Annotated in this window: 13 protein-coding genes and 2 tRNA genes; all 15 read right to left on the minus strand. The window is 48.5% G+C overall.

The window, feature by feature from the left end; all coding sequences use genetic code 11:
* Nucleotide 1 precedes the first annotated feature (1 nt).
* The 15 genes from rpoB to GA003_18220 all read right to left on the minus strand — a co-directional run bounded on the left by rpoB (nucleotide 2) and on the right by GA003_18220 (nucleotide 13,357).
* Nucleotides 2-3,772 (minus strand): DNA-directed RNA polymerase subunit beta, encoded by a 3,771-nt coding sequence (gene rpoB / locus GA003_18150; protein ID QXD27908.1) that lies wholly within the window; start codon nucleotides 3,770-3,772, stop codon nucleotides 2-4.
* Between the two features lie 142 nt (nucleotides 3,773-3,914).
* Nucleotides 3,915-4,301, minus strand: coding sequence for a 50S ribosomal protein L7/L12 (rplL, locus tag GA003_18155; GenBank protein QXD27909.1), 387 nt, complete (start codon nucleotides 4,299-4,301; stop codon nucleotides 3,915-3,917).
* A gap of 111 nt (nucleotides 4,302-4,412) precedes the next feature.
* Complete coding sequence (gene rplJ / locus GA003_18160; protein ID QXD27910.1) at nucleotides 4,413-4,931, minus strand: 50S ribosomal protein L10; 519 nt, start codon at nucleotides 4,929-4,931, stop codon at nucleotides 4,413-4,415.
* Nucleotides 4,932-4,943: 12 nt separating this feature from the next.
* Entirely contained in the window at nucleotides 4,944-5,636 is a 693-nt protein-coding gene (gene rplA / locus GA003_18165) for a 50S ribosomal protein L1 (protein QXD27911.1), read from the minus strand.
* Between the two features lie 20 nt (nucleotides 5,637-5,656).
* A complete protein-coding gene (gene rplK / locus GA003_18170; protein ID QXD27912.1) occupies nucleotides 5,657-6,082 on the minus strand; it encodes a 50S ribosomal protein L11 in 426 nt (141 codons plus the stop codon).
* A gap of 5 nt (nucleotides 6,083-6,087) precedes the next feature.
* Nucleotides 6,088-6,660, minus strand: coding sequence for a transcription termination/antitermination protein NusG (gene nusG / locus GA003_18175; GenBank protein QXD27913.1), 573 nt, complete (start codon nucleotides 6,658-6,660; stop codon nucleotides 6,088-6,090).
* Between the two features lie 11 nt (nucleotides 6,661-6,671).
* Complete coding sequence (secE, locus tag GA003_18180; protein ID QXD27914.1) at nucleotides 6,672-6,878, minus strand: preprotein translocase subunit SecE; 207 nt, start codon at nucleotides 6,876-6,878, stop codon at nucleotides 6,672-6,674.
* An 11-nt stretch (nucleotides 6,879-6,889) separates the two neighbouring features.
* Nucleotides 6,890-6,965: transfer RNA gene (locus tag GA003_18185), tRNA-Trp, on the minus strand.
* 80 nt (nucleotides 6,966-7,045) lie between these two features.
* Entirely contained in the window at nucleotides 7,046-8,236 is a 1,191-nt protein-coding gene (tuf, locus tag GA003_18190) for an elongation factor Tu (protein QXD27915.1), read from the minus strand.
* A gap of 62 nt (nucleotides 8,237-8,298) precedes the next feature.
* Nucleotides 8,299-8,374, minus strand: a tRNA-Thr gene (locus tag GA003_18195).
* A 101-nt stretch (nucleotides 8,375-8,475) separates the two neighbouring features.
* Nucleotides 8,476-9,222, minus strand: coding sequence for a hypothetical protein (locus GA003_18200; GenBank protein ID QXD27916.1), 747 nt, complete (start codon nucleotides 9,220-9,222; stop codon nucleotides 8,476-8,478).
* On the minus strand, nucleotides 9,219-9,662 hold the full coding sequence (locus GA003_18205; GenBank protein ID QXD27917.1) for a biopolymer transporter ExbD: 444 nt from the start codon (nucleotides 9,660-9,662) through the stop codon (nucleotides 9,219-9,221). Before GA003_18205 ends, GA003_18200 begins: the two co-directional genes overlap by 4 nt.
* A complete protein-coding gene (locus GA003_18210; protein QXD30475.1) occupies nucleotides 9,655-10,326 on the minus strand; it encodes a MotA/TolQ/ExbB proton channel family protein in 672 nt (223 codons plus the stop codon). The genes GA003_18205 and GA003_18210 overlap by 8 nt, the downstream gene beginning before the upstream one ends.
* On the minus strand, nucleotides 10,326-12,938 hold the full coding sequence (locus tag GA003_18215; GenBank protein QXD27918.1) for a tetratricopeptide repeat protein: 2,613 nt from the start codon (nucleotides 12,936-12,938) through the stop codon (nucleotides 10,326-10,328). The genes GA003_18210 and GA003_18215 overlap by 1 nt, the downstream gene beginning before the upstream one ends.
* Before the next feature lie 47 nt (nucleotides 12,939-12,985).
* On the minus strand, nucleotides 12,986-13,357 hold the full coding sequence (locus tag GA003_18220) for a dUTPase (GenBank protein QXD30476.1): 372 nt from the start codon (nucleotides 13,355-13,357) through the stop codon (nucleotides 12,986-12,988).
* Nucleotides 13,358-13,597 lie beyond the last annotated feature (240 nt).

A 13,597-nucleotide genomic window follows, 5' to 3' on the forward strand; every position in this document is an offset into this window, starting at 1 on the left:
GTTAAATTCCAGCTTTGGCTTGGTTTTCGAGACGAATGTCGAGACAGAGACTTTGCATCTCCTTAATCAGGACGTTGAACGACTGCGGAGTGCCCGCACTGAGTGAGTTGTCACCCTTCACAAGATTTTCGTAAATCTTGGTCCGGCCTTGAACATCATCAGACTTTACAGTGAGTAGCTCCTGCAAGGTGTAGGCGGCACCGTATGCTTCAAGTGCCCATACCTCCATCTCACCGAAACGCTGACCACCATATTGGGCTTTACCACCCAATGGCTGTTGCGTGATGAGTGAGTATGGACCCACCGCACGAGCGTGAATTTTGGATGCAACCAAGTGATTCAGCTTCATCATGTAGATGTGCCCAACAACCACCTCTTGGTCGAGAGGCTCGCCAGTTCTACCATTAAAGAGCTGGCTCTTGCCGTGTTCCGGAACTCCAGCCTGCTTACAGTGCTCACGGATTCCAGCTTCGTCTATACCGTCGAAAACGGGAGTGGCGATCTTGATGCCAAGCTTGTGGCACGCATAACCGAGGTGCGTCTCCAATACCTGTCCCACGTTCATTCGGGAAGGAACTCCCAATGGGTTTAGGCAGATTTCAATGGGTGTTCCATCAGAAAGGTAAGGCATATCTTCCTCGGGAACAATCTTGGCAACAACACCCTTGTTTCCGTGACGACCAGCCATCTTGTCACCGACTTGAAGCTTACGCTTGGTGGCGATGTAGACTTTCACCTGCTTGATGACACCTGAATCAACTTCTGTGCCAGATTCGATAGTGGCAATCTTGCGCTCGCGCTCCTCTTCGAGCTCGTCGAACTTAGCCTGGAAGGAATTGATGATCTCCAGGATCTTGATACGAACTGGAGACGGATCGATTTCCACATGTTTCGCAACAGCGGCGAGACGTCGAAGCAAGGTCTTGGTGATCTTGCGGTTTGCCGGGATGATAATTTCACCAGACTCACCGTTCACTACATCGAGAGGGATCTTTTCACCGAGCAGAATGTTGGAAAGAGCCTCAGTGAGGTTTTCTTTCAACCGGTCAGCTTCATTACGGTATTCCTCATTGATCTGCTTGGTCTGACGACGACGATCAGATGGACTTAGAGTTTCCGTTTCCCCGTCAATTCGGGTGGAAACTTTTACATCCATAACGATACCGGTCACACCAGAAGGGACGACCAAGGAGGTATCCTTAACATCGGCCGCTTTCTCACCGAAAATTGCACGAAGCAATTTCTCTTCTGGAGCAAGCTCAGTTTCACTCTTTGGCGTAATTTTACCAACAAGAATGTCACCAGGCTTAACCTCAGCGCCTACACGGATAACACCGTCGTGGTTGAGGTTCTTGAGTGCTTCCTCACCTACGTTTGGAATATCTCGAGTGATTTCTTCAGGTCCGAGCTTAGTGTCGCGGGCGGTGACTTCTTTTTCCTCAATATGGATGGAAGTAAAGATGTCCTGCTTGAGCACTTTTTCACTGATGAGGATCGCATCCTCAAAGTTATAACCATGCCATGGCATGAAGGCTACCAATACGTTTCGACCGAGGGCGAGTTCGCCTTGCTCGGTGCAAGCACCATCAGCGATCACATCTCCGACTTTCAACTTCTGGCCTTTCTTAACGATGGGTTTTTGGTTGAAGCAAGTTCCAGCATTGGAACGCATGAACTTACGGAGCTCGTAGACGTAGATGTCTTTCTTCGGATCAGATGCAGGATTGCGAGCTAGCTTAACCGGTAATTCTCCATCGGGAGTAGTAATGACTCGGCGGGAATCCACTGAGGCAACAATACCGTCATGCTCAGCAAGTGCAACCGTCTTAGAATCTTGAGCAACCTTACTTTCGATTCCAGTTCCTACATAAGGAGCTTGAGTGCGAAGTAGAGGCACACCTTGACGTTGCATATTGGAACCCATCAATGCGCGGTTCGCATCATCGTGCTCGAGGAATGGGATCAAACCTGCAGCAACAGAAACGAGCTGCTTCGGTGATACGTCCATGTAGTGAAGCACGTTAGGATCCGCTTCAAAGAAGTTGTCACCCTGGCGTGCGGTTACCGCTTCAGTAAAATTGCCCTTATCATCAATTTTAGAATTCGCCTGCGCTATAATCATACCTTCTTCTTCATCGGCAGTAACGTAGCGAACTTCTTCAGTGACTTTACCATCTTTAACCACCCGATAAGGGGTTTCGATGAAACCAAATTCATTGATCCGAGAGAACACACTTAAGGAATTGATCAAACCAATGTTTGGACCTTCAGGTGTTTCAATGGGACAAATACGACCGTAGTGAGACGGGTGAACGTCACGCACTTCGAAACCGGCTCGCTCACGATTCAAACCTCCAGGCCCGAGAGCACTCAAACGACGTTTGTGAGTGATTTCAGCCAACGGATTGATCTGATCCATAAATTGGGACAGCTGACTTCGGGCGAAGAAGTCACGGATAACCGTACTCAGCGCCTTGGGATTGATCAGCTTTTGCGGCGTAATTGAATCTACGCTTTGATCGTAAAGGGTCATACGCTCACGAACCAGGCGTTCAGTACGAGCCAGGCCGATACGGCATTGGTTAGCCAACAGCTCACCAACGGTGCGCACACGGCGACTACCTAAGTGATCGATGTCATCAACCACGCCTTCGCCCTTCTTCAATTTGATGAGGTAACGAGTCGCTTCTACGATATCCTCAACCATAACGATCCGCATATCCAGATCGGTATTGAGAGTAAGCTTCTGGTTGATCTTGTAACGACCCACGCGACCGAGGTCATAGCGCTTTGGATCTTGGAACAGGCGTTTCAACAAGGCCTTGGCGTTTGCCGTTGTAGGAGGCTCACCAGGGCGGAGACGCTTATAAATTTCTTTCAGGGCTTCCTCTTCATTGCGAGTAGGATCCTTTTTCAGTGCACGAATGATTGCTCCTTCATCCACAGAAGTGTCGATCACCCGTATAGCAGAGACTTCTGACTCTTCGAACTGGCGAATGATACTCTTGGTCAACGGCTCAAACGCACGCGCCAAAACTACACCTTGTCCAGCATCGATGATGTCTTCGACCAAGGTCAGGTTACTTACGCTGTCCATCTTCAGTGCTTTACCGATATCCAGGTCTTGGATAGAATAAAACAGATCGAGCAATTCTACATCAGAACCATAACCCATTGCTCTGAGCAATGTGGTAATGAGGAATTTACGACGACGACGGCGACGGTCGAGGAATACATATAGCAGATCATTGTTGTCGAACTGCACTTCGAGCCAGGTTCCGCGATCGGGAATGATACGGAATGAGTGGAGCAACTTACCGCTGGTGTGAGGCGCTGTTTCAAACGCGATACCAGGGGAGCGGTGCAATTGGCTTACAACTACGCGCTCAGCGCCATTGATGATGAAAGATCCACGCTCGGTAATGTGCGGAATTTCACCCATGTAAATTTCTTCGTCCTTGATCTGGTCTTCTTCACGAAGGCGCAATTTCACGTAGAGAGATATGGAATACGTAACACCTTCCCGGATACATTCCATTTCCGTGTACTTGGGTCCAACAATGTTGTAGGACACGTACTCCAGAACGGATTTTCCATCGTAACTTTCGATGGGAAAGATCTCGCGAAACACAGCTTCCAGTCCTGTGGGCTTGCGCTTGGATGGAGCGCATTCCTGCTGTGTATATTCCTTAAAGGAATCAATTTGATTCTGAATGAGGTTAGGAGCGGAAATAACCTCCTGAAGTTTACCGAAACTTATGCGATCAGACATATTATAAACCGGGATGACGGTGGTTAGAAAAAAGAAACAACCCTAGAGTCAGGGAAGAATTTAAGCAAAAAGAGACGGCAGGCTTGGCTGGGTAGCCAAACCTGACCCGTCTCTTGAAAGAAGATTATAAAGGTAAATCAGATTACTTGATTTCGACTTTAGCACCGGCAGCTTCGAGCTTCTTCTGAATTTCAGCAGCTTCGTCTTTGGACACGCCTTCCTTAACAGGTTTTGGAGCGCCTTCAACGAGGTCTTTTGCTTCCTTGAGTCCGAGGCCGGTGATGGCGCGAACTTCCTTAATAGAAGCAATCTTGTTATCGCCAGGTGCGGCAAAGATAACATCGAATTCAGTTTTCTCTTCAGCGGCTTCGCCTCCACCACCACCGGCGGCGGGTGCTGCAGCTACTGCGACAGGTGCGGCTGCGCTAACTCCCCATTTATCTTCGAGGTCTTTAACGAGCGATGCGATTTCAACGACAGACTGGCCGGAAAGCCAATCGATTACTTGATCTTTAGTGATATCAGACATGTTTAACTCCTTGGCAGATTAGTGTTTCGGTAGAAACGTTTAAGAGAGATCTCCTAATATACCTGTTGAATTAGTATTGGTTTGATTCCGGATGGATCCGAAATTGTGAAATTAGTTGTCACCCTCCTGGTCGGCTTTGGCTTGCAGAACATTGACCACGCTGGTCGGAACCGCATTAAGCACAGATACCATTTGAGTGGCTGGCTGGTTAAGAAGTCCAAGCAATTGAGCCTTGAGGACTTCGATGGATGGTAAGTCAGATAGAACCTTAACGTCTTCTGCGGTCAGAGTCTTGTCACCCAATACACCCACTTTAACGTCGTTCTTATCCTTGGCCTTACAGAATTTTCTTAGAACTTTGGCAACTCCAGAAGGATCGTTTCCTCCAACAACAATTGCTGTTGGGCCTGCGAGCCATTCTTTAAGATCGGGAAGATCACGATCTTTCGCTGCTACATCGAGAACGCTGTTCTTAACCACGTGAAACTCTGCGCCTTCTTTAGCAAGTGTTTCGCGAAGCTCACTCGTTTCTTCTACAGTGATGCGCTCGAAGTTGGTCAGGAATACGTAGTCTGACTTCTCAAGGTGGGATCCGGCTTCTTCAACCAGGTATTTCTTTTCGTCTCTCATAGTCAGGTAGGTTTAAGACTCTATGTATTTGGAAGTATCGACTTTGACTCCGGGGCTCATAGTAGAGGAGACGGAGAGATTTAGGATAAACTTACCGTGGAATTTATCTGGCTTAGCTTTTACCACTGTGTCGATCACGGTTTCGATGTTTTCCTTGATCTTGTCAGCCTCGAATGAGCGCTTACCGACAGACACAGCCATATTAGCAGACTTGTCCATTTTGTATTCCACACGACCGGCCTTCACTTCGTTGATGGCCTTGGCAACATCATCAGTAACGGTGCCGGACTTGGGATTTGGCATAAGACCACGGGGTCCAAGTACGCGGGCAATGGCACGAACTTTCTTCATCGCAGCGGGTGTCGCCACAGCCACATCGAAGTCCATCCAACCACCTTTGACCTTTTCGATCAGTTCATCGAGACCGGCATAATCGGCCCCGGCAGCCGTAGCCGTTTCATCATCTTCTGTGAATACTATAACCGTCACCTTCTTACCACTTCCGTTGGGAAGTGATACGGTGCCACGTATCATTTGGTCGCTTTGGCGGGGATCTACTCCCAAGCGGAAAGACAGTTCAACCGTCTCGTCGAACTTTGCTTCGGAAAATCCCTTTAAAATCGTGATCGCTTCATCGAGCTCGTAGGACTTAAGGGCCTCAACGGTCTCGGAAGATTTTCTGTATCGTTTGCTCTGAATAGCCATGATATTTCGTTCCTCTGGGGTTATCCTTCTAATTCGATTCCCATGCTGCGAGCGGTACCGGCTATAATCTTGATAGCCGCCTCGTCGTCGTTGGCATTGAGGTCGTTTTGTTTGATTTTTACGATCTCGAGCACTTGTGCCCGTGTGACCTTACCCACCTTGTTCCGGTTGGGTTCACCTGAACCCTTTGCGAGGCCTGCTGCTTTCTTTAGAAGAATAGCAGCTGGCGGCGATTTCAGAATAAAGGTGAAAGACCGGTCCGCATATACGGTGATCACAACTGGGAAAATGGTCCCCGCCTGATCTTTGGTCTTTGCATTAAACTCTTTACAGAATCCCATGATATTCACACCAGCAGCACCTAAAGCAGGTCCAACTGGGGGAGCGGGGTTAGCCGCGCCAGCAGGGAGCTGTAAACGTATCGTTCCTGTTATTTTTTTAGCCATTTAGCTTAGTCAGTATTCTTTTCCACCTGCCAGTATTCGAGTTCGACAGGTGTAAAACGTCCAAAGATGGAAACTGAAACCTTCAGTTTGCCCTTCTCCGGATCAATTTCATCAATTTTCCCATTCAGATTGAGGAAAGGTCCATCGGTGATTTTCACTTCTTCACCAATTTCATGCGCTACCTTAGGTACTTCCTTACCTTCGGCCTCTTCAACGTGAGAGATGATGCGATCAATTTCTGACTTCTTAAGTGCACTTGGATTTTCACCACCCACGAAGCCGATCACACCGGTTGCGCCTTTTATAAAATAATACGGCTTATTCAGGAGAATGCCATTCTCGTCGTACAGTCTCATGTGCACGAATACGTAACCAGGGTAGAGTTTTCGCGTCTTGCTGGTCTTTTTACCCTGCTTTACTTCAGAAACCGTTTCGGTAGGTAGCAGAACGTCGAGGAGAAATTCCTCCATCTCTTCCTGCTTTTTGTATTTATCAAGGTACAGCTTTGCTTGGTTCTCTTTATTAGAAAGAGTCTGCAAAACATACCATGCGGCATTGGACTGGGTAGTTTCTGTCATAGCAACTTAGATCAACCGCGAACCCAATCAGTGAAGAGGTTAACAACTTGGAAGAGTGAAAAATCCGCAATACCGATAAATGCGCCCAGCAGAACGACGGCAACTAACACCACAATTGTGGATTCACGGAGTTCGCGCAGAGTCGGCCAGGTGGCCTTCTTCAACTCGAGGATGGTTTCACCCCAGAAAATTCGAATACTGCGGAATGGATTTTTCATAGACTTTTATTTGGCAGGACAGGAGGGACTCGAACCCCCAACCGACGGTTTTGGAGACCGCAACTCTACCAATTGAGCTACTGTCCTATATACCAGCTTGTAAATTAGACAGGTAAGCCGGGAACCCGTTTTTGCGAGTTCCCGGCCCAGTTGAAAGGGTTAATAAATTATTCGATGATATCAGTGATACGTCCGGCACCGATGGTGCGGCCACCTTCACGGATCGCAAAACGCTGACCTTTTTCCATCGCGATGGGTTGGATCAACTCAACATCGAGTCCGAGGTTATCACCGGGCATTACCATCTCAACGCCGTCCGGAAGCTTTACGTTTCCGGTTACGTCGGTGGTTCTGAAGTAGAACTGAGGACGGTAGCCATCGAAGAAAGGAGTGTGACGTCCACCTTCATCCTTACTGAGGACGTAGATTTCTGCTTTACCCTTCTTGTGTGGGTTGATGGTTCCAGGCTGAGCAAGAACTTGTCCACGCTGAACAGCTTCTTTTTCGATACCACGGAGAAGAACACCTACGTTGTCACCCGCTTGACCTTGGTCGAGCAGCTTGCGGAACATTTCCACTCCAGTAACAACTGTGCTTTGAGTGTCTTTCAATCCAACGATTTCGATGGTGTCACCTACTGTGACGATTCCACGCTCGATACGACCGGTAACAACAGTTCCGCGACCAGTGATGGAGAAAACGTCTTCAATGGACATTAGGAAGGGCTGATCGATGTCACGAACAGGCTCTGGAATGTCATTATCAACTGCGTCCAGTAGATTCTGGATTGCTTCGAGACCTTCAGGTTTTCCTTCCAGGGCTGCGGTTGCAGATCCACGGATAATTGAGATATTGTCGCCGTCGAACTCATACTTGGAGAGAAGTTCACGAACTTCCATCTCAACAAGCTCCAAGAGCTCTTCGTCATCAATAAGGTCAACCTTATTGAGGAACACAACAATGTTTGGAACACCTACCTGACGAGCGAGCAGGATGTGCTCACGCGTCTGTGGCATAGGTCCGTCAGCTGCGCTTACGACCAAAATAGCTCCGTCCATTTGGGCGGCACCAGTGATCATATTCTTAACGAAGTCAGCGTGACCCGGGCAGTCAACGTGAGCATAGTGTCTATTTTCAGACTCATACTCAACGTGAGCAACTGCGATCGTAACGATTTTAGAATCGTCACGAACAGTTCCACCTTTGGCAATGTCCGCATAGGACTTCATTTCTGCTAGCCCTTTGCTGGCTTGCACAGAAAGTAAAGCTGTAGTTAGAGTCGTTTTACCGTGGTCAACGTGACCAATGGTTCCGACGTTTACGTGTGGTTTTGTTCTTTCGAATGTTCCCTTAGCCATGGGTGGTGTTCGGTCAAGGTTTGGTGATTAGTGATGTATAATTTTGAAGATCTTCTCTTGAATGGAGCCCTCGAGCGGATTTGAACCGCCGACCTCGTCCTTACCAAGGACGCGCTCTACCAACTGAGCTACAAGGGCACACTATCTAAATAAGAATCGTGTGAAGAAAATAGAGGCGGGAAAATGGCAAAAAGGAAATTGGGTCGTCAACCCTTTATTTGCCTTTTTTCCAAAGGATTTCAAAGCCCGATTCTAATGTATAAATATCCGGTGGTTCCCACAAGGAGTGGATGGACCCTTTCCAGGATAAAATCGCGGACGAAATCGTCCGTTATTTCGCTGCCACTTGGGTTGACCAATAAGGGATTCCCTGCGAGCCCGTAGTCGGTGATTGAAATGGAGAATTCGGCGGGATTGAGCGGGAATTCAACGGGTTGCTCTGAATCAAATCCAATGAAAGTATTGAGCACTGGTTTCCCCAGGGAAGTTTTTGCCTCTACGTACAACCCAAGAGGTCGTGTTTCGACCTTCACTCGTGTTTCGGTGGCAAACTCAGAAACAAAATCCCGAGATACTGGCTGTAAGAGCTCCAAAGCAGTTCCTGCACCTGGGTTGAGCTCGCTGTCTAGCAATAGAAGAGAATCGTCCCAGCGGATGTCGGCCGGGAAAGAAGCTGCCAACTGCACTTCAGGTTCCCAAATACTGGCGTCCGTCTTGATTGGGCCGGAGTAATTGCGGTCTGTGGGCAAAAAGATGGGTTCAGAATCGAACAAATAAGCTTGTTGCTCCAATTTATCACTCTCCATGGGGAATCCTTCAGGTTGGAATACCACAAAACTCTTTTCTGCTAAGCGATTGGCTGGCTCATCCAAGTCCCAGTTAAAAAGATAGAAGGCCCCGGCGTGAACGACCACTGCCACGATGACAAAAACAAATACCCAGCGTTTGTAGCCAGGGTGCTTTTGAATCTCCTCCTTCTTGCTCATTGAAACGTCGGTAGATCTATTGCCTCTTTCTCGCCCGCAACATGGACCTTGGAAAAGCCAGCTTTTTTAGCCTCCCCACTGATTTGGAAGAAGGTGTCCATTTTAATGTCAGGATCAAGACGTAGGAGCAAAACTGCGTTTTCCTTTCCTTGAAGGTACTCGCGCGCTTTTTCCTCAAATTGGTTTAGTTTCAGATTTTGCCCCTCAAACAGTAACATGTTGTCACGTTTCACGGTGAGCACCGACGTAACGTTGATACCGCTAACCAGGCTTTCGTTGACCTCGAAATCTATCACAACTCCCTTGGGGACCACAAAGGGAGAGCTGAAGATTCCAAAAAACACAACAATGACCAGAATATCTATGATAGGTACCACCTCGAGGTCGGACTTGGGCTTGGTACGAATGAATCGTTCCAGTTCAAGCGGTTGGCTAAGCATCTTTTTGCCCCTCCTTCGCTGGTGCCGCACCTGCCTCGGCTTCTCGCAAATCTCGCATGAGGAATTTCAACATTTCGTTTCCGGTCCACTCCATATCGCGGACTAAGGCGCGTACACGGCCATGTAGGAAGTGAAACCCAATAAAGGCGAGTACCGCTATAGCCAGTCCACACGCCGTTGTAATGAGGGACTGCCACATCCCATTGGATAGAACAGTCGCATCTGAGTAATTACCTGACTGTTCCATATCATAGAAGGTTTGAGCCAAGCCGAGCACCGTACCCAATAAACCCACTAATGGAGCTGATTTTGCCAGGGCAGCCAAGGTGCCGAGTCTTTTCTCCAGAACAGGAATCTCAACCAAAGCCGCTTCTTGGATTTCGTAGCGTATTTTTTCTTCGTCCTCCCCATAGTGAAGGAGACTAGCTTTGACCAGGCTTGGAACCGGCCCAGGCGTTTCCTCACAAAGAGTCAGCGCTTCCACCAATCGTTGTTTCCGTACGATATTCTTAATACCGGTTACAAACTCGGAGGAACGTATCTGACCACGGTGCAGAAATAACACCCGCTCAATAAAGATCAGAAAGCAGACCAGGCTCATCAACAAGAGGACCCACATCATCGGCCCTCCTTTTTCCAATAAACTTAGATCTATTCCTTCCATCATTTAACCCTTTTCTGAGCCAATCGGCTCAATTTACCCTCCGCAAGACTATTGAAAGGGAGTCCAAACTCCTGGATATAGGAGTAAACACGACGAGCAGCGTCAACGTCACCCTGCTCTTCCAAGACCTCACCTAATGAAATAACAATTTTTGACATCCAGTATCGCCCAGTAGGTCCAAGCAAGTCGGACTGATCGGCATCGAGAAGAAACTGGTTAATGGCCAACCAATAGATTTCGACGACGCGATCAGGATTGCTTCGACGATCATAAGAAAATGCCCACATCCAACTCGCCTCTACTCGTAAATCAATCGGAAGCTCTGGTAGCTCAGCCAATCGCTCAAAACGTCCAATCGCCTGGTCAAGGCGCGCTTGGGAGGTATCAGTCTGGGCCAAAATGCATTTGGCCTGAGCCATCTCAACAATGTGCTTATCTTTGTGCTGCGGGAAATCCACCAACAATCGGTCGTAGACCACTTCCGCACCCCCAAAGTCGTTAAAGCGGCGAAGTAGGTTCCCCTGGTGAAGACGGCTGTAGAATACAAGCGGATGCTCGGCATGTTCCTCGGCTAAGCGATTGAGGATTTGATTCGCTTCCAGACGAGTCGCATCCGTTCCACGATTCAAAGCATTCAGAGCAGCTTCATAAAGCGCAACGGGTGTGAGTTCGCTCCCAGGGTAATTGTCCGCAAGCTCGATGTATCGCCGTTGGGCCTCTACCAGGAGATTTTGCGATGCATAATATCTCGCTTCAGCCAAATAGCTCTGGGCCGCAGCCCGCGTACTTGGATAGTCACTGCGAACCGTCTCCATCAATTCCAATCCCTCTTCCTGCCGACCTGCAAAGATAAGCGCTTGCCCTTCCAGAATATTGGTAAGCGTCGAAACATCGATTCCCGTAGCCGGATCGATCGCTCCCTCGGCTGCCGTTAATCCAGCATACACTTCTCCAGCGAGAATGGGGGTCGCCTGGTAGTTTCCAGTCTGGAGAGATAATTGGCACCGGAACCAAAGCAGACGAATCCACAGATCCACTGGCAGCAAGTCTCTGGCATCTTGAGTCAACCAGGAGTTGAGCACGTCGAATGCTTTATCTTGTTCTCCGGCAGAATGCAGGGCTGTCAGGTAATTCCAGAGTGCTCGCCATTTCTGAACAGGATCCAAGCTTCCATCCGTTTTGAAACTCTCCATGTGCCTGCCAGCCTCCTCTAGATTACCGGCACGAATCTCGGAAAGCACCCATTGAAACAAAATCCCACCGCGATTCGCACCTACTTGCTGAATAGCAATACCATAGGATTCAGCGGCATCTCCGTAGTCACCCGCTTGAAAAAAGCAATCAGCCACCAACAACTGGAGCTGGTTCTGTTCATCTGGGTCGACAACCAGATTGCTCAATTCAATTAAAAGACCCGATGCGGTGCGATATCGCTGCCGCTGGAATGCGATGAGCACCAACAAGCGAGTTGCCGACTCCCGAAGTTCTACATCGGGATTTCGCTGGAGCAATGCCTCACAATCCGTTCCTGAAGCCTCATAGTCACCTTTCCTGTACAATAATTGGGCTCTATTATAAAAGATCTGATTGGCCAACTCCTGCGGAAACTGTCCTTGGTCCAGGGTATCAGTAAAATTGAGGAAGTAATCGATCTCTTCAACCGAAGACGCCACGGATACCAACTCTCTCAGGGCCCGCAAACGAAGTTCTGTCACAACGCCCACAGAAACCAGATCTCTGAAGGCATCCGCACCAATCGTCGAGTCGTAGCCAGCTATAATTCCAAGGAGTAACAACAACTCGTCCCTTAAATCATAGTTGGCCTCACTTATACCAGGAAGGGTTTGTGTGATGGCCTGAGTCGCTTCGGAAAATCGATCCGACAAATAAAGCGCTATGACATACTCCTTGGTAAACTGGTATCCAGCTCGAATGTTTGAAGCCAAACCTTCATCCATTTTCGTTTTCAGATCCTCCAGATCATCCTCATCGAGAATATCACCATTCAGCAGGAGGCTCCTATATATAATCAGGTCGACCTGGGAGCTTTGTTCAGGGGAAACAGATAGTAGGCGAGCCCGGTTCAGCAGAGAATCACCCTCTTCATTCTCCGATCTCTTTTCAATGAGGCCTAAAAGCAAATAATACCAGGCCAAGTCATACTCCTTTAGATCTTCAATGGTTATCTCCTCAAGGCCATCCTCGGCATCTTCGAAGTTACTATTGAAAAAGCTTACCAATGCCTGCCTTAAGGTTACCCTGGAATCCACATTGCCTTGGAAACTGGAGAGGGCTTGCTCCGCATCCTCCATCCGCCCCAAAGCGATAAAGGATGAGATTCGATTGAGCTCCATCTCATGGGTCCGGGGATCCTCTCCGTCAGCCCCAACCAAGAGCTGATCATAAAGCCCAATAGCAATGGAGGCCAGACCTGACCTCAAGGCATTGTCTGCAGCCGCTTCCTGCCAAAGGCGTAAATTACCTGCTCGTTCAGCTCCTAAGTCTTTCTCCTCCACCAAAGGCACAGGCGTCATGAGCGGGTCCTGATTCTGCCCGAATAAAGTCAGCCATACCTGACTTAAAAAGCAGGCCACCAAAAGGACACGTTTCATGTTACAGGACTATTACCAAGAGAGACGGGACGAACTAAGTTAAGAACCTAGATATGGCGCGAGTCTTCTTCGTCTTTGGAAGAATACCCACTATCCTGTCGCTGGTGGTTCACTTCGTTCTTTTTAAGGTAAGCCTGGTAGACATCGTCGGGAGTCATACCCAGCACTTGCCCCAGGGAAATGAGAAAATGGAAGAGATCTACGACCTCGACCTTGGCATTTTGTTTATCGAATTCTTGATATTTTGCCCACCACTTCCAGGGAACCGAGTCGATGAGCTCTGCCAACTCCTGCTGCATAGCGCGCGTGTAATTGAGGACCCACTTGGTTTGCTCCTCCTCAGACATTCCATCCGTATTCACACCAATGCGCTTATTCAATTGGTCTTGTAGGCTAAAAATTTCATCGAGTTTATCCATGGGCTGAAGGTTTGGCCAAGCCACCACCCGGGGCAAGTCGAATTCAGTGATACTCTGCGATCCAGCCACATTGCCAGCGATATAGCTTAAAGTATCCCCCATCCTCCTGAAGGGAAACTAGTCTCCAATTCGAGGATTCCCCGATTATTACCTTGTAAAAAACAAGGGCATTTCTGAAAGATAAACCCTTTTAACCAAGGTCACCATCCGAATATCTGAGGATTCTAACAGGCACCCATA

Source organism: Opitutia bacterium ISCC 52, from assembly GCA_014529675.2.
Taxonomy (GTDB): Bacteria; Verrucomicrobiota; Verrucomicrobiia; order Opitutales; family UBA2995; genus UBA2995.